This window comes from Pseudofrankia coriaricola, from assembly GCF_032027725.1.
Classification (GTDB): Bacteria; Actinomycetota; Actinomycetes; order Frankiales; family Frankiaceae; genus Pseudofrankia.
In genome coordinates this window covers 18144-40880 of the sequence record NZ_JASNFO010000024.1, presented here as the reverse complement: position 1 = coordinate 40880, position 22737 = coordinate 18144, and the positions used below count along the sequence as shown (strand labels likewise).

The window sequence follows — 22737 nt, the reverse complement described above, 5'->3', positions numbered from 1 at the left end:
TTGAGGCGCTTGGTCGTGACCTTGGCCGTCGAGCCCGCTGGGCGCGGCACCCAGGCTGCCGGCCCGCCGAGGAGCGGCCCCCTCCCGGCCGCCCCGTGACAGGGCCGGCCACCTGGACGGCCCTACTGGAACGGACATCTCCCAGGGCGGCGGACCATCGTGGACGACGGCAGGCAGGGCGGCGTCGACGACGCGAGCCTTTCCGACAGCCACGTCCCGTCACCCACCGTCCCGGCGCCGACGATCCGTCCGCTGACGACCAACCCGACGCCGCCCGGGCCGCACGCGCCGCCGATGGCGAAGGGGCCGGTGGGACGCCGGTGACGACCGTGACCGCCGGCGCGGCGCTGTTCGGCCCGGCCGGGCTGTTCACCACCCACCGGCACGCGATCCTTGTCGGCCTGACCGTCGCGGTGGCGGTCGTGCTGGCGCTGGTCGGAGCCCAGGCATTCTCCAGGGCGGTCGGCTGGAAGCGGGCCGTCGCCTGGCTCGCCCGCTCGCTGCGCGGCGCCGTCGTCGGCCTCGCTGCCGCGGCCTGGCGGCCGGCACGCTACTGGCTGCGGGTACGGTTCGCCGCGGCCGCGCTGCTCGACGCCGAGGTGCCTGCGCTGCGGGATCGTTCTTTCGCCGCGGTGGCCGGCGCGCGGACGCCTGGCCGGGCGTATCTGCTGGCCGCCGGTCCGGCGCAGGTGACTGTCGGCGCGACGCTGCGGCCCGCCCGGCCTGGTCCGGGCGCAGCGGCGCGAGGCCACGATGACCCGTCCTCGCGGGATGCCAGGCGTGGCCTGGGCTCGCCCTGGCGCCCGGCCGGCCCCGGTCGATGGACGGCCGGCCGCGCAGAGCTGCTGGCTACTGGCCGCGGCGTGCCGGACGAGCCCGCGCCGGGCGTCCTGGTCGCCGTCGGCGTGTCCGGGCGGGGCAGGCAGCGGGCGCTCGTCCTGCTCGACCTCGCCGCGCTTCCCGCTGTCGGTGCCATCGAGGGTCCGCCCGAGGCCGGCCGGCGCCTCGCCGCGATGATCGCCGCGCAGCTCGCCGCCGGCCTGCCGGCCACCGGCCGCCCGGCGCGGCTGGTCGTCACCGATGACGTGCTGCCCGGCTACGGCGGTCCGACGCTCGCCGTGGCGCTCGGCGAGCTCCCGAGCACATCGACCGGTGCCGGCCCGCGGCCGGAGACGGACACTCCCAGCCGTTCCTCGCTCATCGTGCTGGTCTGCGCCCGGCCCGACGACGCCGAGGCCGGCCTGCTCGCCGCCGCGGCCCGGCGGGACCCGGCGGTGCGGGTGCTGGTCGCCGGCGCCTGGTCCGGCGCCGGCTTCCGGCTGGTGCTTGACGACGTGGGGGGGCTGACCGCACCGGAGTTCGGCATCACCGTGGACTCGGCGCCGCTCGAGCGCGCGGTCGCGCGGGTGCTACGCCCCGCGGCCGTGCGCCGGCGAGCGATGACCACGGCCGCGCCGGCGCGGAAGACCACGACGGAACCAGGCCCCGCGCCCCTTGGCCAGGTCCCTCCGGGCTCCTGGACGCCGCCCGCGGGGGAGCAGGCCCCCGCCGCGCCCCTGCACGCGCCGTCGCCGCCCGCCTGGGCCGGGCCGGTTCCCGCGCCTTCGGTTCCACACTCCTGGCCGGCGCCGACGGGAAGCCCGGTGCCCATGCCGCCGTTGCCGATGCCTCCGTTCCCCGGGCCACCGCAGGCTCCCGCGGCGGGGCGCGCTCCGGGGGCGTGGCCGGCTCCCGTACCGGCGCCTTCCGCGCCGCCGGGCCCCTTCCACGCGCCGCCACCCATGTCACGGCCGGCCGCCGCTGCCCCGGCCGTGCCAGCGGCTCCGGCCGCGCCGCCGGTCCCGCCGGGACCGTTCCGCGCGCCGTCCCCGTCCACGTCACCGCCGCCCGTCGCTGCTCCGGCCGTGCCGGCGGCGACGCCGGATCCGCGCCACTACGCGCCGCCGGGCTCCGGTACGGCCAGGCCCGGACGAGACCGTGGGGTGGCCGTCCCGGTCGACGCGTCCGACTTCGCCGAACCCGACGCGACACCGGACGCCGCCGACCCGGCCATCACGACGGCGACAGCGGCGTCGGCGACGCCGCCGGTGAGGGAGGCGGCGCGATGACGACGTCGTCTGTGGGCTCGGTGCCGCTGACCGTCACCCTCCCGTCCGGCGCCGAGCTCGACGTGGCGCTGGCGGCCCGGCCGTCGAGCACCATCGCGACGGTCGCCGCCGGGCTCGCCCGGGACCTCGGCGACGATCTCGCCGCGGGCCCGCCGCCCCCGCCAGCCGACGATGCCTTTCCGGATCGCTGGTCTCTGGATGAGGCCACTTCGGACACGGCCCGTCCGGAGCCGACAGCTCAGGACCGCGCCACTCCGAGTCAGGCCGCCCCAGACCACCAGGCCGTCCCGGGCGCCACGGCGGGCCCTCGCGGGCTTGACCTCTACCTTGACGGTGCGCCACTCGATCCGCGGGCGACCCTGCGCGAGTCCGGTCTGGCCGGTGGCGCCCGGCTCGGCGTCGGCGGCCCGGCCCGGCCCGTCGGGCCCGCGCCGCCGTGGCGGGACGCCGCGCGCCCCGCTGCGGGCGGCGAGCCGCTCGCGGCCTCCGACGCGCACTGGTACGAGGTGCGCGCGGTCGGCGGTCCGTACGCCGGCCAGGTGTGGGCCGTGGGTCCGGGCGTGCATGGCATCGGCTCGGCGGCCGACTGCGCGATCCGGCTCGACGGGCTGCCCGAGCGGGGGCCGACGCTGCACGTCGGCCACACCGGCGACACCTGGGTGAGCTGGCTGGCTCCCGACGGCCCACCGGCCCCGGCCCCAACCCCGGCTTCGGCCGGTGACTCTCGCCGGCACGCCACGCGGCTCGCCCGGCCGTTCGCGCCACCGGTCCGCCGGACCGACGAGCACCACCTCGCGACGAACGTCAACCACCACGGCGACCCCCGCCGCAAGCCCGGGCGCTCGGCCGGCCGGGCCGGCTCAGCGGCCGCGCCCGACGGCGTCACCACCGCCGCGAGCGAGCACAGTCCGGGCGTCAAGACCGCCGGCCGAGCGACCGCCCGTCGGGGCGGCGCCGGTCGCCCGTCGTCCTCGTCGCCGTGGCCGGTCGGCATGGACCTCGCCGTGGGTGACACCCTGCTGCGGCTCGTCGACCCGTTCGAGCCGGACGCCGCCGTGACCCCCTCGCTCGACGTCGTGGGGCGTGACTTCAACCGGCCGCCGCGGATCGTGCCGCCGCTGCTCTACTCCCGGCAGCGCTACCCGTCGCCGCCGTCGACGCCGACGCGCCGGCCGATCCCGATGGTGATGATGCTGTCGCCACTGGTGATGGGCGTGGCGTTCGTCTGGCTCTTCGGGTCGACGTACTTCCTGATCATCATGGCGATGGCGCCTCTCATGGGCGTGGCGAACTGGTACACCGACCGGCGCGGCGGGCGCCGCCAGTTCCGCGTCGCGGCCGCCCGCTACCGCGCCCGACGGGCCGAGGTGGACCGCGAACTCGCCGCGGCCGTCGCCGCCGAGCAGCAGGCCAGGGGCCTGGCGGCGCCCGACCCGGCGACCGCGTGGCTCACGGCGACCGGGCCGGGCGGGCGGCTGTGGGAACGCCGCCGCGCCGACCCGGACCATCTGGTGCTCCGGGTCGGGACCGCCGACCAGCCGTCCCTGATCGAGGTCGATGACCCGACGGTCGACGGCTACTCCCGCGAGGTGCGCTGGACCGTCCCCGACGTCCCCGTGCTCGTTGACCTGGCGGGCCGGGGGGTCATCGGCGTCGCCGGCCCCGCCGGGACAGTGGGCGGGCTGGCCCGCTGGCTGGTCGCGCAGGCCTGCGTCCTGCACAGCCCCCGGGACGTACGCGTCGAGATTCTCGCCGACGTGCTGGGGGAGGCCCGCTGGGACTGGGTGCGCTGGCTGCCGCACGCCCGGCCGAACCCCGCCGACGGCTCGGCGGCCGGGGCGCCGTACGCGTTCGTCGGCACCGACCCGGAGACGGTGGCGCACCGCGTCTCCGAGCTCGTCGCGCTCGTCAAGGCGCGGACGAAGGCACGCGGGTCGACGATGGGCCAGGTGCTGTTCCGGGAGCCGGACGTGGTCGTCGTCCTCGACGGCGCCCGGCGGCTGCGCGACGTTCCCGGCGTGGTGCAGGTGCTCAAGGAGGGCCCGGCGGTCCGAGTGTTCGCCCTGTGCCTGGACGCGGACGAGCGGCTGCTGCCGGAGGAGTGCGCCGCGGTCGTGCGGGTGGACGGCGACGGGCTGACCGTCCGCCAGTCGGATGCCCCGGAGCTTCGCGGGGTGCGCCAGGACCTGGTCACGCCGGCCTGGTGCGACCAGGTGGGCCGGGCGATGTGCCCGCTGCGCGACGTCACCCCGGACGACTCCGGCGGCCTGCCCCCCGAGGTCCGGCTGCTGGACCTGCTCGGCCTCGCCGACGCGGGGCCGGACGAGATGGCCAGGCGGATCGCCGGCGCCTGGGGCGCCCGCCCCGCGACGACCGCGTTCCCGCTGGGAACCGGGTTCGACGGGCCCTTCGTGCTCGACCTCGTCCGCGACGGTCCGCACGCCCTGGTCGCCGGGACCACCGGCGCCGGCAAGTCCGAGCTGCTGCAGACCCTCGTCGCGTCGCTCGCGGCCCGCAACCACCCGGACGAGCTGGGCTTCGTCCTGGTCGACTACAAGGGCGGCAGCGCGTTCCACAGCTGTGTCCGGTTGCCGCACACCCTCGGGATGGTCACCGACCTGGACGCGGCGCTCGCCGTCCGCGCCCTGGAGTCCCTCGGGGCCGAGCTGCGCCGCCGCGAGGAGGTGCTGGCCGCGACCGCGGCCAAGGATCTCGCGCACTACCGGATGCTGCGCGCCAAGGACTCCTCGTTGCCGTCACTCGGCCGCCTCGTCATCGTCATCGACGAGTTCGCGACGCTCGTCAGCGAGGTGCGCGAGTTCGTTCCCGGCCTCGTCAGCCTCGCCCAGCGGGGCCGGTCGCTGGGCGTGCACCTGGTGCTCGCCACCCAGCGCCCGGGGGGCGCGGTCACCGCCGACATCCGGGCGAACACGAACCTGCGGATCGCGCTGCGGGTCACCGACACCCACGAGAGCTCCGACGTCATCGACACCCAGGACGCCGCGTTCGTGCCGGCCGCGATCCCCGGCCGGGCGCTCGTCCGGCTCGCGGCGCGGTCGTCGGTGCCGTTCCAGACGGCCTACGCGGGCGGTCGCTACGACGGGCCGATGCCCGCCCGCGTCCCGGCCGGTGCCGACATCGGTGCTCAGCCTCAGCCGGCGAAGGCCGGTACCGCTGCCTGGCCACGGCCCGCGTCGACCGGCGGCGAGCAGGTGGACACGACGGCCTCGTTGCCCGCCCCGGCAGGGCCGCCGGCCCTGGCTGGGACTGCTGGGGCTCCCAGGGCGGTCGGCACGGTTGGGGCCGCTGGAGCCGCTGGGGCGGCCGGCGTGTCCGCGGCCGCTGGGACGGGCGGCGCTGGCGCGACTGCCGGGGCTGAGGGCGCCGCTGGTGGCTCCGCCCTGGTGCCCGGGAGCTGGCCGGTCGAGGCCGTGCCGCTGCGCTGGATCGGCCTGGGCCGGCCGCTGCCGTTCACGGCCGCCGAGCCGGTCGCCGCCTTGGACGAGGACGCGGCCGCGACCGACCTGGACGTCCTGGTCGACGCCATCGGCGCCGCGGCGGTGCTCGCCGGCGACGAGGAGGGCGCCGCCGCCCGGCCGAGCCCGTGGCTGCCGCCGCTGGGCACCAGGCTGCTCGTCGACGAGCTGGCCGAGCGGGTGCGCGCCCTCGGCTACACCGGGCCGGACCGCGCGACGACCGCGCGCACCGGCGCGCTGCCCGCCGTGCCCTACGCGCTCGCGGACGTCCCCGCGCGGCAGCGGCAGGCCCCGGTGATGTGCGACCTCGCCACGTTCGGGCATCTCTGCGTCATCGGCACGCCGCGCGCCGGCCGCTCGCAGGTGCTGCGCACCCTTGCGGGCGCGCTCGCCGGGGCGGTCTCCAGCGCGGACGTCCACTTCTACGGCGTCGACGCCGGGGGCGGGGCGCTCGCGGTGCTCGCGGAGCTGCCACACACCGGCGCCGTCGTGCCCGCGAGCGACCTCGAACGGCTCGCCCGGCTGCTCGACCGGCTCGCCGCCGAGGTGTCCCGCCGCCAGGCCCTGCTGGGCAAGCACTCCTGCGCCGGGCTCGCGGAGCTGCGCGGCGTGCTGCCGGCGGCCGAGCGGCCGGCGCACCTGGTGCTGTTCATCGACGGCTGGGACTCGCTGACCGCGACGCTCGGGGAGCACGACGGCGGCCGGCTCTACGAGCTGCTGCTGGCACTGCTGCGGGAGGGCACGGGCGTCGGCGTCCACGTCGTCGCGACCTCCGAGCGCGCGCTGCTCACCGGCCGGGCGGCCCCACTCGTCGACAGCAAGCTGGTCCTGCGGATGACCGAGCGCTCCGACTACTCGACGATCCACCTCCAGTCGGCCCGGGTGCCGGCGGTCGTCCCGCCGGGCCGCGGCTGGCGTGCCGAGGACCAGGCCGAGGTGCAGGTGGCCCTGCTGGCCCCCGACCCGACCGGGCAGGCGCAGGCCGACGCGCTGCGCCGGATCGGGGTCGCCGCGCGCGCCGCCGAGGCGGGCACGGCCAGGACTGGCGGGGTCCAGGCCGGCGTGGCCAGGGCTGGCGGAGCGCCGTCCGGTCGGGTGCCGTTCCCGGTCGCGGCGCTGCCCGAGACGGTGACGTTCGCCGAGGCGTTCGGGCAGGTCGCCGAGGTTGACCGGCGGCCGCTGCGCGCGCTGCTCGGCCTGGGCGGCGACGACGCCGGGCCGGTGGTCGTCGACTTCGCCGGCCGGTCGCACACCTTCCTGGTCGTCGGGCCGCCCGGCTCGGGCCGCAGCACGACGCTGGCGACACTGGGTGTGTCGCTGCTGGCCGGCGGCACCGCGCTGGTGGTCGTGACGCCGCGCGAGTCGCCGCTGCGCCGGCTCGCGGCGCACGCCGACGTCCGGTTGCTCACCGGGCCGGTCTTCAGCGGTGACGACCTCACCGCGGCGCTCGCGGAGATCGGAGCGGCGACGACCGGCGGGACCGGGGGCGGACGGCCCGTTGCCGTGCTCGTCGACGACGTCGACCTGCTCGGGTACAACAACCCGCTGGAGCCGCCGCTGCGCGCCGTCGTGGGGGGGGGGGGCGGGCCCCCGGGGGGGCGGGGGGGGGGGGGGCGCGGGGGGGCGCGAGGGGCACAACACCCCGCGGCCCCCGCCGCGGCGCGCCGTGGTCGCCCCGGGGCGCCACCGCCGTGTTGGGCTGGCCTATGCCGGCAGCGGTGAGACGCTTGGCCAGGCGCTCGGCGGCTGGCTCGCCGAGGCGAAGCGCTCCCGTCAGGGTGTGCTGCTCTCGCCGCAGAGCTCCGTCGACGGCGACCTGATCGGCACCCGGATCCCGCAAAGCCTGCTGCGCACCGGCATCCGCCCCGGCCGCGGCCACGTCGTCGACGCGATGGGCGCGCTACGTACCATCACCATCCCGCACACCGTCCTGCGCTGACCATCGACCAACAGCCCGGGGATCCGTTGCTACTGGTCCGCTGGGCGCAGTCCGGCGAGGACGACCTGTAGCCCAAGTCCTTGGCGGTCGGCCGGTAGGCGTTGCTCGATGGCCAGCGCGCCGCTGATGACCGCGTGTAGCTCGGCGGTGGTCAGGTCACGGCGAACCGCGCCCGCTCGCTGGGCGGCCTGGAGCAGTGATTCGAGCTCGCGTGACAGACGGCTGGCGGCCTTGTCGCCCTCGGCGCCAAGGGTGCCGCCCAACGCCGAGGTCAGCACGAGGTTGTGCCGTGCCTCGGCGGCGAGCTCGGTGAGGAAGTCGAAGAAGTCGGCCGCCGGATCGCCGTGGAGCGTCTCGGCATGGTCTGCGAGGCGGTCGAGACGAGCGGTGACGACCGCGGCGAGCAACGACTCCTTGGTCGGGAAGTGCCGATGCACCGTGCCCGGGCCGACCCGGGCCTGGCTGGCGATCGTGTCCAGGGGCACGTCCGCGCCATGCCTGGCGAACGCCTCGCTGGCGGCCGCGAGGATCTTCGCGCGGTTGCGCAGGGCGTCGGCGCGCAGGGCCCGCTCGGCCATGACCGTCTCCTCGCCTCCTTGTAAGCGGGGCAATCGCCCCGTATATTTCCGGGGCACGCACCCCGGTTACATCGTAGGAGGCACCATGACGATCGCCGTGACCGGCGGCAATGGCGAGTTCGGCCGCGCCGTCCTCGAAGCACTCGGCACACAGACCCGTGAGCCGATCGTGGGGACGGTCCGCGAGCTCGCGAGGGTCCAGCCTCTGCCGGGTGTGGATTACCGGTCAGGGGACTTCGACAACCCGGATACGCTGCGCGCCTCCCTCGCCGGTGTCGACACGGTGTTGGTCAACGCGACCTTCTTCGGCGCGGATCCGGCCCTCCGGCTCCCGCGCGTCACCGCCGCTCTCCGCGCCGCCGCCGATGCCGGTGTCGGCCGGATCGTGCTGACCAGCTGGCCCGACCTCGACCGCGCCACGGTGCCCGTCATCCAGGACTACAAGAACCTCGAAGCGATCGCACCGACCATGGGGACGGCGTGGACGATCCTGCGCCTGGGCTATGGCCTGGCTGACGCGCTGGCCCGCGACGTCATCTGGGGCAAGGCCGGCGGCGCGCTGGTCGCACCCGCGGCCGGAGCCTCGGCCACCCCCGCGGCCGTCACCGACCTGGCCGTGGCGACGGCGGTCGTTCTCACCCGGCCCGGGCACGACCACCTCGTCCACGAACTCACCGGCCCGGACCAGGTCACCTGGGACCAGCTTGCCGAGCTGGCCGGCGTGCCCTTCCAGGCGGTAAGCAGCGACGAGTATCGCAACTACCTGACCCATTCCAGTCTGCGGCCAGCAGCCAGGCAGCAGCTGATCGACCTGTACGCCGACTTCCGAGGCGACTGGGCAGGCACACCCACAGCCACGCTGGCGAACCTCATCGGCCGCCCACCAGTGCCAGGAATCGACGCCGTCCAACGACGCGTCGCCCGACTCCCGGCAGGGTGACACCGGCCGGCAAAGCTCGGCCGCTCAGCTGTCCGCGGCGCCCGGGGTGGCGATGCTCTGGTCCATCTGCTGGAAGTTCTGCGCGATCGTCTGGAAGGTCGTGGCGAACTGGCCGATGCTGGCGATGACCTGCGTCAGCGACGTGTTGAAGTTCTCGTAGTTGGCGTTCAGCACCGGGCTGGACAGCGCCATCCACAGCCCGCCCTCGGGCGTGAGCAGGGAGGCGACCTGCCGCTGCAGCGCGCCAAGCTGGACCTGGATGTCGCCGCCCTGGGTCTGCAGCTGGTTCGCGACCCCGTTCACCTGCGCGTAGTCGATCTTGACGTCCGCCATGGTTCGGCCTCCTCGCTGTCCGCGGTCCGGTCGGTCGGTCGTCGGCTACTTGGCGCCGGACAGCTGGGTGTCCATCGTCTGCAGGCTCGCGACGATGCCGTTGAACTGCGCCGCGAAGCTGTTGATGCTCGTCACCGCGTTCGTCGCGGAGGTGTTGAACGTCTGGTAGTTCTGCGCGAGCACCGGGCTGGACTTCTGCATCCACAGCCCGCCGTCGCTGGTCAGCAGGGCGTTCACCGCGCCCTGCAGGGCGACCAGCTGCGGCACGATGTTCTCGACGGCGCCGTTGAGGCTGCCCGCCACCAGCTGAGCGGCTTCGTAGTTGACACTGATGTCGGCCACTGGGCCTCCTTCGAGGTTTCGATGTGCGGAACGGTTCGAGGAATGCGAGCGGTCTACGGCCCGGTCCACTGCAGGTTCGGGTCGCTGTCCGCGGGCGCGGGGGTCGGGGGATCCACGTGCGCCGGCTGGCTCCAGGAGTTCGTGTTCGGGTCGCCGGTGTAGATGTCCATGCTGCCGTCCGGGTTGGTGACCACCTTCATGAAGCTGCCGAACCCGTCGTTGCCGACGACGGTGCTGGTGACGGCGCCGTCCGGGTTGACGTCACGCTGGCTGTAGGAGCCGTCGGTTCCGACAGGCATGACCGTCGACGTCGATGTCTTTCCGTCCGTGACGCTGGTGACCGTGTAGGAGCCGTCCGCGTTGTTGTGCTTGTTGAGGGTCATGGTCTCGCCGCCGGCGTAGGTGACCGTGGCGCTGTACTCGGGGGACGTTTTGCCGTCGCCGTAGTCATAGGTGACCGTCTTGGTGTAGCTCTGGCCGTCCGAGGTGGTGACGGTCGTCGTCTGCGTCAGGACCCGGCCCTGGTCGTCGTAGGTCACCTGGGTGCCCGGCGCGGGCGTCCCGGACGGGTTGTCCGCCGGCTTCGGCGGCGGTGGCTGGTCGTCCGGCCAGGTCCCGTCGGCCTTGCGCTTCAGGTAGTCGTCGTAGGCCGCCTTCTGCGACTGCCAGTCGCCACCGGCCATCTGCGCCAGGGTGTCCAGCCCGCTCGACTTCAGGTCCGCGTCGATGTTGAAGTAGGCGTCGGCGATGCCGCCGAACAGGTTGGACAGCTGGTCCAGCGCGTCGAGCGCGTCGCTGAACGGCCCCTGCGTGGCCCGGTAGAAGGCGAGGAGGGCGCCGTACAGGTACGAGTCGCCGACGTGCCCGGTGCTCACCGGCCCGGCCTCGCTGGCGACCGTCATGCCACCCGACATGCGCAGGTCGGACTCGACGTTCGTGCGCAGCGTCTTCATGTTGCCGGCGAGCCGGTGCAGCAGCGAGTAGTCGATGACCAGGTCGGGCGGGCCGCTGCCGCCCCCGCCGTCTGCCGGCCGGCTCATGACGCGCCACCCGCCCGCGAGGCCCGCGGCAGCCGCCGCCGGTCGGAGGCCGGCATATCCCGCAGCCGCATGTGGCCCGTCCCTCCTCGCGCGGTGCCCGGCCCGCGCCAGCTGCCATTCAATACAACGCGGGCGATACCGCCGAGGTTCATCGGCCGAGGTTCATCAAAAATTCGATGAATCTCAGTCGAACCGGACATGTTGACCATTGAGGGTGGAGGTTCGCGGCGCGGGAGCGGCGTCGCGGACCGGATCCAACCCGAGGACCAGGGCGGGATCCCGGCCGCCCTGGTCGCGGGCGGCATCGGTCCGAGGCGGTGGGGAGGCGCGGGTGGGTGGTCGGCCGGTTGACTGGTCGCGGCTGCACCTGGATGGGGATCCGACGCCGGGTGATCCGGATGCGCTGGTGGGTGTCGCGGACTTCATGTGGAAGATGCGCTGGCAGGCCACGACCGTTCACGACCAGTTGACAAGTGTCGTCGCGAGCACGGGTGATGGGGCGTTTGTCGGGAAGACCGCGGACTATCTGCGGGACACGGTGAACGGTGCGATCCGTAACTTCATCGGCGGTGTGCACAGCGCGTTCGAGCAGGCGGAGCCGGCTGTTCGTGGCTATATCCGGGCGATGCGTGACGCGCAGGGTCGTGCGGACGCGGCGCATGCGCAGGCCGAGGGGCTGGCGCCGGATGATCCGGCGCTCGCGGGGCTGCGCACGGACGCTACCAACGCGCAGGCGGATCTGGGCAGGGCGGCGTCGGCGGCGACGGAGACGATCCGGCAGGCCGCGAGGGCGATTGTCTCGCCGAAGACGGGGTGCGAGCAGTTCTGGGACGCGTTCAGCGAGGTCGCGATCGTGGTCACGCTGGTCGCGATCGTCGTCGGTGGCCCGCTCGGATTGTTGGCGTTCGCGCTCAACGCGGTGCTCGCCGTCAAGGCCGTCGTCGACTACTCCACCGGCAAGACGGACGGCTGGGGCCTTCTGTTCGGCCTGCTCATGGCGGTGGCGCCGACGACCAAGCCGCTCATGGCGTTGAAGACGTGGAAGGCGCTCGGCGAGGGAGCGCTGGGGCTGCTGAAGGGCGCGGGCAAGGTGGCCATCACCGCCTGGGACTTCTCCCGGGTGATGACGCTGTCGATCGTGATGGGCAGGGCGTGGGACGTCGTCGCCGTACTCGGCAAGGCGGCCGACGCCTCCCGGGTGCTCGCTCTGCGCGGCTTCATCACCCTGGTCCAGCTGCCGAAGACGCTGATGGCCCTCCACCCCTGGCAGGCACTGACGGCGATGCACCCGTGGCAGAGCCTGAAGGCGGGTTTCGGCAACCAGTTCCTCCATGGGAAGTGGCTGCGGATCTTCACGCCGCTGGAGGCCAACGAGATCGGGGTCTACGGCCTGCGGGGCGCGTTCAAGTTGTCGGTCCTGGGACGCGGGCTGCGCATACCGGAGTACCTGAACCCGGCCCACTACGTCGTCGACGGCATCGCGGGCGGGGCCCACGTCGCCGGTGGCCTCGGCGGCCACCCGCCGTCCGGTGTCTACTCGCCGTCCACTGGCCTCCTGCCGTTCGGTGGGCATCCGCTGTTCGGCGGGCACGGTCCGGTCGGTCTGTCGGGAGCCGGCGGGATGGATCATGGGCTGTTCCTGCCCGGCAGCCACGCGTTCGGTTCCACCAGCCCGTTCGGTTCCACCGGTCTGCTCGGTTCCACCAGCCCGCTCGGCTCGGGCGGCCTGTTCGGCGCGTCCGGCCACGGGCTCAACTTCGAACCGGGCCTGTCGGGACTGCTCGAACCAGCTGGCGCGTCCGCCGCGTACTCGACCAGCGCCTCTGGCCTGATCCTGCCGCACGCCGGCATGGCGGGCGGGTTCATGGGCCTGGTGGACCAGGCCGGGGTCCCGATGGTCGCCGGCGCCGGCGGGCTCGCCGCCGCCGGAGTGCTGCCCGCCCACGCGGGCGCGCTGTCGGCGTTCGTGCCGGCGCACATGGCCCGGGCGACCGGGATGGTCGACCTGCTCGGCTCCACCCGGGTGGCGGGGCACCTGGGCGACAGCCTGGCGGGCTTCCGGCCGATCGAGCAGCGGGCGATCCTGACGGGCGACGTGCCCGTCGCCGTGACCCGAGGCGGGGGTGACCGCATCGCGTTCACCTTCACCGACGCCGAACCGGCGACGTCGGCCGCGCACACCGCCGCCACGGACTCGCGGCTGTCGGCACCTGGCTCGACCGCCCACGCCGAGCCCCCTCGGTCCTCCCCGGTCGACACGGCGGCGTCGCGGCCGCCGGCGGCCACCGCGCCCGGGCCGCGAGGCTCGGCGGTGAGCCGGGAGATCACCATGGACGGCGCCGAGGTGCGGATCGGCCCGGCCGGCACCCGCGACGTCCAGGGCCGGCCCGGCGCGCACGGGGGAACCGCCCCCGCCGGCGAGCTCGACCGGGCTCACGGCGATCCAGCCGCGGCCGGGACGGCGTCCGCCCCGTCACCGGGTACGCCGACCGCCGAGCATGCGCTCGCCGACCATGGGCTCACCGAGCGTGGGCTCGCCGAGCCGGCGGCGCGCGCGCCGGGTGGCTCGCTCGACGAGGCCGGGACAGCCGGGTCGGCCGGGGCCTCGCACCGGGTGGACTCGGCCAGCGCGGGCCGAGGTGAGGCCGGTCTCGACGCCGCGGCGCGCCGCCCGGAGACCGCCGGCGCCGCCGCTCAGCCCCGCGGCGCCGAGACGGCCGCCACCACCGGCGCCTCAGACCTCGTCGGCGTCCCGGTCCGCCCGGAGTTCCGGGCGTCGAGCGGAGCCGACCTGCCAGAGCAGTCCATGACAGCCGCGAACACGACCGCGGCTGACGGCTGGCATCCGCGGCCCCAGCAGCAGCACCGGGCGGCGCCCGCGGCGGGGGACGGCGGTCATGGCGAGGCGGCGGACGCCGCCGCGGCGCACCGGCGGGCCGCCGCGCAGGTCACCCAGGCACACACCGCCTTCGACACGGCGCTGGTCACCGGCGCGCACGACCCGGACGCGCTCCTCGACGCGCTGGTCGGCAGGCGCGCCGCCGAGGCGCGCCTAGCCCAGGCCGAGTCGGACCTGACGGCGCTGGGCCGCGGCGCGGGCGCCGGCGCGGGTACGGGCGACGACGTGGCACGCGCCCTGACAGCCACCGACCCGCCGCGGGCCCATGCCGCCGCGCACGCCGACCCGCCGCCGGCCCGCGCCGCCGCGCACGCCGAGCCGCACGCGTCGGCCGGCGACGAGCCGCGCACGCCGGCCGGCGACGGCCAGGCCGGGACGCACGGCGGTGCCGAGCATCAGGCCGCCCCGGGGGCGCCCAAAGGCGATCAGCCCGCGGCAAGCGCGGGTGGCGGCGGCGCGAAGCCGCCCGGCGGCCCGCCGCGCTCGGTCCACCCCGCGTCCCCGGACCCCTCCGACGGGGTGCCGGGCGGTGGCGGGGCCGCCCAGCCGCGCCGGCTCGCGGTCTCGGTCAGCGCCGACCGCTCCGCCACGTTCGAGGTCACGCTGCACGCCGACGGCACGGCCCGGGTCGCCGGCCATCCCCGGCCCTGGGCCGTCACGCACAACGCCAACGGCACGCTGACCCTCACCGAGGGCCCGAACCGAATGATCCTCGGCGCCGACGGCGCGCTCGTCCGCGCGGACCTGCGCCACACCCTGGCGAACGGGGACGCCATCGGCGGTACCCGGATCAGGGCCGACGGCTCGACCGCCTGGTTCCACCCCGACGGCCGGCCGATCACGAGCGACCTGCGCTACACCGCCCACCCCGACGGCGGGTTCCACCTGACCCGGCCCGACGGAACCCGCCTCGACCTGGCCGCGGACGGCACGCTCACCGGAGCGCACCTGACGCACGCCGCCCCGGACGGGACGCCGCTCGGCCACGTCACGGTCGCCCCCGACGGCACCGCCGCCTGGCACCACGTCGACGGCCACGTCACCGGCGACCTGCGCCTCGCCACGGGCCCGCGCGGCCGCTTCCACCTCGTGTTCGCCGACGGCGTCCAGGCGCCCGTGCCCCTTCCCACCTTCAGCCACGACCTGCCCCGCCCGTACATCAGCCCGAAGGGGCACTGGACCAACGGCCGCTACACCATCAGCGCGGCGAAGATGGCGCCGCACATGGCCGGGTCCGCGGGCGCGGAGCTGAAGAGCACCTTCCTGTACCACATCGAGGCCGAGAAGATCACGCTCGACGCCGCGGCCTACGCGGACGCCGCCGGGCTGTGGGTGGGCAACAAGGCCCGGGTCTTCATCGACAACGGACCCGTCGGCGTCCGCGGCCAGACCGGCGAGCTCACCAGCTGGATCCAGGTCACCCGGCACGGGCAGACGCTGCACTCCTGGCCCTCCCGGCCGCCGCTCGCCCTCGCGGCCTCGCCCGTGACCTGGGCCGGCGTCGAGGCGCGTTTCCTCGCGGACGGGCGCCACCTCACCGTCACGGCCACCGACCAGGGCCGGCTCGCCAGGATCATCGACCCCGAGGCCCGGGAGGTCTACCGGGGCACGTTCGAGGAGCTGGACCGCGGCGGTACCCGCGTCACCGCGCTCACCGCCGACGACCTCGCCGACGTCACCGGCTTCGAGGACGTCGTCCTCCTGGACGCGCCGGGCGCGCGGATCGCCGACTTCCGCGAGTTCGACCCGGCCGGCAACCTCACCCACAGCGGCACGTTCCTGCAGGACACCGGCCACCACCTGTACGCCCACCTGACCGTCGACCACGTCGCCGGCACGGCGACCATCCGCTACGCGAACGGCGCTGTCGAGGAGGGCCTGGCCCACGCCGCGGCCGAACGCGGCGGCACGATCACCCGCGCCGACGGCGCCGAGTACCGGTACGCGGCCGACGGCACCGTCGCGCACCCGCCACCCATGCCCGCCGACGCCGCCCACCCGGCCGCGGGCGCCGACTCCGCCGGCCCCGCGCACCCCGGGGGCGAGGACCTCGGCCCGCGTCAGCAGCCTCTGCAACAGCACCAGGCGTCCGCGGACGGGACGTCACAGCCGGGCGACGGCGGTCCGGCCGGGGGTCACGTCCCGGCGGAGGGCCACGGCCCGTCCGGGGGTCATGTCCCGTCCGAGGGCCATGTCTCGTCAGAGGGTCATGTCCCGGCGTCGCGCGACGGGCGGGCCCCGGATCCGGGCGTCGGCGAGCCGATCCCGCGCGGTCACGCCGACCTCGGCCTGCCGCCGGACGACTTCGCCATCGTGCGCGACCACGACGGGTACCGCGTCACCGACATCTCCGGCGGCCCGCACGACGGCGACTACCGGGTGCACGGCCTCGACGGCGGGCTCGCCCGCGAACGGGTGAGCTGGCTGAGCCGTCGGGGCAGCCCCGACGGCACCTGGTTCGACATCGACCACCAGGCCGGGCGCTGGACCCGCCTCGACTCGCACGGCGACCAGCTCGTCGGCGAGGGCGGTCGAGCGGCGTACGGCTCCCAGGGCTTCGTGGACCGCGGCCGCCAGGGCGAGCTCATCCTGCGGGGGGACGGAGACGCCGACAGGACACTCTTCTACGTCCGCGCCGCGCTTCCCGATCGCTGGGAAGGGGAGGTGGCACACAGCCGCTGGCTGGAGCTGTTCGGCGAGCGCGGTGGCCGTCTCGGTGACGTCAGCGGGCGGCCGCACTGGCTCGAGTGGGAACGAGCGGGCGATCTGCAGCGCATCCCCCAGGAGCGGCTCCCCGGCGCGGAGCGGCGCCTCGACGAGCTGCTGCGCGGCGGCGACCTGCGGCAGATCCGCGAGTCGATGCGCCCCGAGGACTTCGTGCGCCCCGGCGGGTTGGCGCGCCCCGGTGAGCTGTACTACGGCGAGCTGGGTGGCCGCCTGGTCGATCGCGGCATGCGCGTGGACAGCAACATCGACGGCATGTGGTCGGACGTCGGCGGCCTCGGCCGGAAGGTCCGCTCCTACGTCGAGACGCACGACGGCGGCATCGTCCGCGCGGACAGCGGCCCGCGCGACCACTGGTACACGCGCAGGCACTGGTTCTGGACCCGCTACCAGGACGGCATCGAGGTCATGGACGGGCGGCGCTACTGGAGCTGGGGCGGCTGGGCCGACCGGCACGCCGATTCGGGGGCGTTCGCTCAGCGGTACTTCGGCTGGGCGAACTCGCCCAGGAACGCGTTCCACTATCTCGAACACGACCTGACCATCGACCACTCGGTCTACAGCATGGCCCGCGATCACCGTGTCGGCGACGCCTACACCCAGTACTCGGCTCGAGGCTCGATGACCGAGCGTCTCGAGGAGGTGGCCGGGGGCCGCGAGCTCGGGATCCGGCACGTCGCCGAGTGGCGGCCGCCCGGCCGTGCGGGCACGACCCCGGAGCAACTGGAGCGGCAGGCCGACCGGCTCGTCGCACGGGCCACCGGCGGGATCCGGCACGAGGCGGTGGACTTCCCGAACGCGACCTGGCTGCGCGGCGACGGCAGCCTCCAGGTGTTCCGCTGGACGGAGCGGCCCGCCGGCGGCGAGGCCCTCGCCAGCGGCGTGCGGGTCGTCGGGCCCGACGGGTCGTTCTCCGACTTCGCCGGCGGCTATCTCGTGCGCGCAACGCTCCGGCTGGACGACGGCCACCTCCTGGAGATCGGCCGCGGCGCCGACGGCCGGTGGGCGTCGGTCCTCGACGGCCGGACCGGCGACGGTGGGCGCGCGCCGCTGCGCTGGCGTGAGCTCGACGGCGAGACGGAGGTGGCGACGGGCCAGCGGCACTTCGCCGACGACGGCCGCCACTGGGTCGACACGGCGACGGAACCCGGGCCGGGCGGCGAGCGCACGGTGGTCGTCCGCCACACCTCGGGCGACGGCGGCGACGTCGTCACCTACGCCCACGGGGACCGGCCCCGGTATGAGCCGCCTTCCACCGGGACCCACACCGGGCCGCATCCCCAGGATCCCCACGCGGTCTCCGTCACCCGCGACCCGATGGGCCAGGTCATCGCCCGCACCGACCACTGGGCGGTGGACGACGGGCTGTCGATGGTCAGGGGGCACGGCGAGCCTCGCCAGGGCGACTGGATGTGGGAGGCCGACGGCGCGACCGGTCCGCGGGTCAGCGGACGCGGCGAGCGGTGGACGGGCGCCTGGGACGAGTCCTACCGCGACTACGTCGCCGGCGCCGACGGCGAGCTCCGCCTGGTTCGCGACCTGCGCTCACTGGAGGACGGGTCCACACTGCGGGCCTACCGCGACGCGGACGGCGCCTGGCGCTCGGCGCGGTTCGGCGCCGACGGCGTCGCGGAGCCCGGGCGGGTGGCCACCCGCCAGTGGAGGCGGGCCGACGACGGTCTCGCGCCGGGCGACCGCTGGGCGGCCGACGCGCCCCCGGGCCGGGCGGCGGCCGACTGGCGCGACGTCGTGCCGACGGAGGACGGCCTGCTGGTCGTCCGCGAGTCCGCCGACGGCCGGATCCTGGAGTACAGCTGGCACGAGCGGGAGAAGCTGGACGACCTGCTCAACCCAGGGGCGCGGCGTGCCGTGGAACGCGGCCTGCCCCGACCGGTCGACGCGCCGTCCGGATGGGGTGAGTGGCGAGAGCACGACCTGGGCACGGTGCTGCGCGAACGCCGGGAGACCGAGCCGGGCGTGTTCCGGGAGACGGAGCACGGGCACGGGCAGTGGCGGGAGACCGATCCCGACGGGAGACTGCTGCGCTACCGGTCGATGAGCGGGCGGATCTGGGACCGTGACCCGTTCGGGCGGTCGCGGATCGTCGGCCGCGAGCCCGGCCCGTCCGGCCCATCCGGTGGGCTCCCGGGCCGGGGTCCGTCCCCGGGCGGCCCGGGCCGCGGGCAGCTGCTCGCGACGGACGGGCTCATGGGCGAGTTCATCCCGGCCTCGACGCGCGTCGAGCGGATGCAGGCGGCCCGCGACTGGGCCCACGAGTTCTTCCCGCGACTGGAGGCGATGCGCGGCGACGCCGGCGCGGTGCAGCTCGACGCCCTGTTCGATCTGCGCGACGGCCTGTTCGACCTGCGCGACGCGCTGCTGCGCCGGCGCGCGGCGGCACTGGGCCACCCGAGGGCCCCGCACCTCGACCCGGCCGCGCGCCCCGAACCCCTCCGGCACCTCGCGCCGGAGCCAGCGACCCATGGCTCGACGCCAGGGCAGCCGCATGCCCCCGCGTCGGCCGGCGGGCACGGTTCGGGGCCCGTACAGGCGCATAGTCAAACCTCGTCCGGGAGTCATGGCTCGACGTCCACGCATGCTCCGGCGTCAGGCGCGGGGCACCCGCCGACCTCGGCGCACCCCTCGGCGCCAGGCGGGGCGCACGGCTCGGCACCGAGCGGGGCGCATCCCTCGGTACCGGGCGGGGCGCACGGCTCGGCGTCCGTGCCGGGGCACGCCACGGCGTCGGCCAGCGCGCACGGCTCGACGGGCTCGGCCGCGGCCGGCGCCAGCCACGCACCCCGTGGCCCCCAGCGCGAGTTCGGCGACGGGCACATCCGGGAACACCCGAACCCGAGCGGCCCACCGACGCCCCGCTACCACGACGGCAACGGCCGGCCGATCGACGGCGTCGACGTCACGCGGGCCGGCGACAGGTACCGCGTGACCGACACGACCGGCGGTCCTCACCACGGCGACGTCCGGGTCTACGACCGCGGCGGCCAACCGCTGTCCGAGCGGGTGAGCTGGCTCGATCGCCGCGGCCGCCCGGACGGCACCCGGTTCGAGATCGACCACGCCGCCGGGACCTGGAGGCGGGTCGACGAGCACGGCGTTCGGCTGTCCGGGCCGAGCGGCAAGGTCGCCTACGGCGCCGAGGGCGTGGTCGCGCGCGGCCGGGCCGGGGAGCTCGTCCTCGCCGGAGCGGACGGGACGACGTTCTACATCCGTGCGACGCTGCCCGCCGACAGGGGGCTCGGCAACCGTTACCTCGAGCTGTTCGCCGAGCGCGGCGGCCACATCGGCGACGTCAGCGGGCGGCTGCACTGGCTTCAGTGGGACCGGCTCGGTAAGGGCCTGCTCGGCGACCTGGCCGGCCGGGGCCTGCGCCGGTTCGACGAGATCGACGGCATGTGGTGGGACATCAACGTGTTCGGCCGCAAGGAGCGTGAGTACCTGCACATGTCCGACGGCGGGATCGTGCGCGCCGACCGGCACCCAGGCGAGGGCTGGCGCTGGCACCGCTACGACAGCACCGGCAACGAGGTGCTCACGGGACGGCGCGTCCGGCACTGGCACGGGCGAATGGGCGACTGGGTCGACCAGTACCACCCCACGGGCGGGACCGAGCGGGTCGCGCAGCAATACCGCTACTTCATGCACCGGACGCGCGACGCCTTCCACTACGTCGAGTACCACCTGGACGACGCCGGCCACCTACGCGACGAGTTCACCCAGTTCTCCCCACAGAGCAAGGAGACCGCGTCCCTCGAACGGCTGGCGAACGGCAACGGGCTTCAACTCACCCGCTTCACCGAGCAGCGCCCGCCCCACCAGCTGTGGAAGACGCCGGAGGGTCTCGATGGCCGGGGCAGCAGGTTCGTGTCCCGGCTCGCCCGGTTCGGCCACTACGGCGCGGTCGACTTCCCGAACGCCGGCTTCCTGCGCGGGGACAGCCGTTTCCAGGTGTACCGCTGGACGGAGCGGCTGCCGGGCGGCGACCCCCTGGTCGTCGACGAGCGCGCCGCCTCCGGTGCGCGCACCGTTCGGCCGGACGGGTCGTTCTCGGACTACACCGTCGACGGCTACCTCGTGCGCGGCACCCTCAAGCTGGACAACGGTCACACGGTGGAGATCGGCCGCCGCGCCGACGGCACCTGGGATTCCGTCTCCGGCGGCGTCCCCGGCGAGGGCGGCCGCACGCTGAGCTGGCGCCAGCTCGACGGGAACAGGAACGTCGTGGCGACCGGCGAGCGGCACTTCGCCGAGAGGGGCCACCACTGGGTCGACACGATGACCGAGCACGCGCCGGGCGGCGACCGCACGGTCGTCGTCCGCCACACCGCGGCCGACAACGGCGACGTCGTCACCTACGCCCCCGGCGGCCGGCCGGTCCACGACCCGTCCCGTCTCGTGGACGGGCGGCCCCTCCCGCGCGACCCCGACGCGGTCTCGGTCACCCACAACACGATGGGCCAGGTCGTGGCCCGCTCCGACACCTGGCCAGGCAGCGGCGGCCGGGCCGTCGTCGCCGGGCACGGCGACCCGCTGAGGCCCGACTGGGCCTGGGAGCACGCCGACGGGACGGCGGGGCTACGGGTGAGCGGCCGGGCCGAGCGCTGGACCGGCGCCTGGGACGACTCGTACCGCGACTTCGTCGCCGGCGCGGACGGCAAGCTCCAGCTGGTCCGCGACCTGCGCTCGCTCGACAAGGGCACGACGCTGCGGGCCCACCGCGACGACGCCGGCGGCTGGCACTCGGCGCGCTACGACGCCGACGGGGTCGAGGACGCCACCTCCGCCGCCACCCGTGAGTTCCGGCCGCGGGGCTCCTCGGACCCGTCCGGCCGCTGGTCCGCCGAGGCGCCGGCGGGCCGCGCCGCGGCCGACTGGCGCGACGTCGACGCGAACGGCCAGGTGCTGCGGGAGTCGGCCGGGGGCCGCGTCCGCGAGTACCTCACGCCCCGCCCGCCCGACATGCCGTCCGGCTGGGGCCAGTGGCGGGAGTTCGACCTTGGCGGGGTGTTCCGCCAGCGGCTCGAGGTCGCGAACCGGCCGGGGATCTTCCGGGAGACCGAGAACTTCCACCACCAGTGGCGGGAGACCGACGCCGGCGGGAAGTTGCTGCGCCATCGCACGCTGAGCGGGCGGATCTACGAACGCGACGCCCTCGGCCGGCACCGCATCACCGGCGGCGAGCGGACGGAGATCGTCGGTCGCGAGATCGACTTCCGCGGCGCGACCAACGAGTTCCGCGGCGTGAACCGTTACCTGCGAGAGGCCAACCGCCGCCAGTTCGTCGCGACGGACGGGCTCGCCGGCGAGTTCATCCCCGTCTCCCGGCGGGTCTGGACGAAGCTGACGCTCGACTGGGCGCAGGAGTTCACCATCGACCTCACGGCCCGCACCCTCTCCCAGGAGATCTACTTCCAGGCCACTGAGCACCGGGACATGACCCTGGCGGAGTTCCTGCGCGGCGGCGTTCTGGGCGCGGGCATCAACAGCGTGCTCAAGGGCGGCGTGACAGCACTGCACGAGCCCGGCCCGCTCAAGGGATACCGCGACGGCCTGGCCAACGTCGACGGCGGCAAGCACTACACCCGCAACCCGTACAACCAGGACAAGAACTGGTCGAACGAGTGGGCGGGCAACGAGAACCCGCCGCGCTGGCGGACCATCACCTACGACTACACGACGTCGACGCTGCTCGCGAGCCCGGCCATCTCGTTCCTGGCCAACACCGGCGTCGCGTTGGTGACGTCGAACGGCGACCTCGGTAAGTCCCTGCGGGAGGGCGGGGCCTACGCCCTGAGCTCGCTCGCGGTGGGCGGCACGATCGGCTCCGTGCGCACCGGCGCCCACGCGTACTCCTCCGGCCGGTTCTTCCACCGCGGCGGCCTGGCCGACATCGGTTTCATCCTGGGGGAGCGCACCTTCGAACGCCTTGCCGGGCGGTACCTCTACGACCAGTACTTCGACCCGGCCCGGCACGCTGCCCCAACTCCGGCACCCACCCCGACCCCGACTCCCACGTCGAGCCCGATGCCGACACCAACCTCGAGCCCAGCTCCACCCCCGACGCCCTCGCCGACCCCAACCGCCAGTGCCACGTCCGGGCCCAGCACCCCGCCGACGCCGACGCCGACGCCGACGTCCCCGTCCACCCCGACGCCGACGTCGAGCCCGTCGCAGACAGGACCAGCCCCGACGCCGAGCGGCGCGTCACCGGCGCCCCCCGGCCGGCCGCACCCGGTGATCCGGCCCATAGCGGCCGACTCCGAGGACCCGCACGTGGAGGCCGCGCTCGCGCTGCTCGTCTGACCGGGTCACGGTGAAACCCGGCCGCCAGGGTGAACCC

The 22737-nt window shown here is 75.2% G+C and carries 10 protein-coding genes; 6 read left to right on the top strand and 4 right to left on the bottom strand.

Features of this window, described 5'->3' with window-relative positions:
* Nucleotides 1–159: 159 nt before the first annotated feature.
* Genes QOZ89_RS13685 through QOZ89_RS13670 form a run of 4 tightly spaced genes read left to right on the top strand, consistent with a single transcriptional unit; the run spans nt 160 to nt 7523 of the window.
* A complete protein-coding gene (locus QOZ89_RS13685; protein ID WP_157910482.1) occupies nt 160–324 on the top strand; it encodes a hypothetical protein in 165 nt (54 codons plus the stop codon).
* Nucleotides 321–2108: a hypothetical protein gene (locus tag QOZ89_RS13680; protein ID WP_312623952.1), complete on the top strand. Its 1788-nt coding sequence runs from the start codon at nt 321–323 to the stop codon at nt 2106–2108. Before QOZ89_RS13685 ends, QOZ89_RS13680 begins: the two co-directional genes overlap by 4 nt.
* Nucleotides 2105–7306, top strand: a complete 5202-nt coding sequence (locus QOZ89_RS13675; protein ID WP_312623951.1) for an FtsK/SpoIIIE domain-containing protein — start codon at nt 2105–2107, stop codon at nt 7304–7306. The genes QOZ89_RS13680 and QOZ89_RS13675 overlap by 4 nt, the downstream gene beginning before the upstream one ends.
* Nucleotides 7251–7523 (top strand): hypothetical protein, encoded by a 273-nt coding sequence (locus QOZ89_RS13670; protein WP_312623950.1) that lies wholly within the window; start codon nt 7251–7253, stop codon nt 7521–7523. Before QOZ89_RS13675 ends, QOZ89_RS13670 begins: the two co-directional genes overlap by 56 nt.
* Before the next feature lie 29 nt (nt 7524–7552).
* Here QOZ89_RS13670 and QOZ89_RS13665 read toward each other — a convergent pair whose 3' ends face one another.
* Nucleotides 7553–8101, bottom strand: a complete 549-nt coding sequence (locus tag QOZ89_RS13665) for a TetR/AcrR family transcriptional regulator (RefSeq protein ID WP_071048506.1) — start codon at nt 8099–8101, stop codon at nt 7553–7555.
* A gap of 85 nt (nt 8102–8186) precedes the next feature.
* Between QOZ89_RS13665 and QOZ89_RS13660 the strand changes: the two genes are divergently transcribed.
* Complete coding sequence (locus tag QOZ89_RS13660) at nt 8187–9041, top strand: NAD(P)H-binding protein (protein ID WP_071048505.1); 855 nt, start codon at nt 8187–8189, stop codon at nt 9039–9041.
* A 24-nt stretch (nt 9042–9065) separates the two neighbouring features.
* On the opposite strand, the gene QOZ89_RS13655 is transcribed toward QOZ89_RS13660, so the two are convergent.
* From QOZ89_RS13655 to QOZ89_RS13645, 3 genes are read right to left on the bottom strand one after another with little or no spacing between them, the layout of a single operon-like run.
* Nucleotides 9066–9374: a WXG100 family type VII secretion target gene (locus tag QOZ89_RS13655; RefSeq protein ID WP_071048504.1), complete on the bottom strand. Its 309-nt coding sequence runs from the start codon at nt 9372–9374 to the stop codon at nt 9066–9068.
* A 45-nt stretch (nt 9375–9419) separates the two neighbouring features.
* On the bottom strand, nt 9420–9716 hold the full coding sequence (locus QOZ89_RS13650) for a hypothetical protein (RefSeq protein ID WP_071048503.1): 297 nt from the start codon (nt 9714–9716) through the stop codon (nt 9420–9422).
* A 53-nt stretch (nt 9717–9769) separates the two neighbouring features.
* Nucleotides 9770–10756 carry a hypothetical protein gene (locus QOZ89_RS13645; RefSeq protein ID WP_312623949.1) on the bottom strand — a complete coding sequence of 329 codons (987 nt, stop codon included), beginning with the start codon at nt 10754–10756 and terminating at the stop codon, nt 9770–9772.
* Between the two features lie 331 nt (nt 10757–11087).
* Here QOZ89_RS13645 and QOZ89_RS13640 point away from each other — a divergent pair, with 331 nt between their 5' ends.
* Entirely contained in the window at nt 11088–22700 is an 11613-nt protein-coding gene (locus QOZ89_RS13640; protein ID WP_312623948.1) for a hypothetical protein, read from the top strand.
* The last annotated feature ends 37 nt before the right edge of the window (nt 22701–22737 follow it).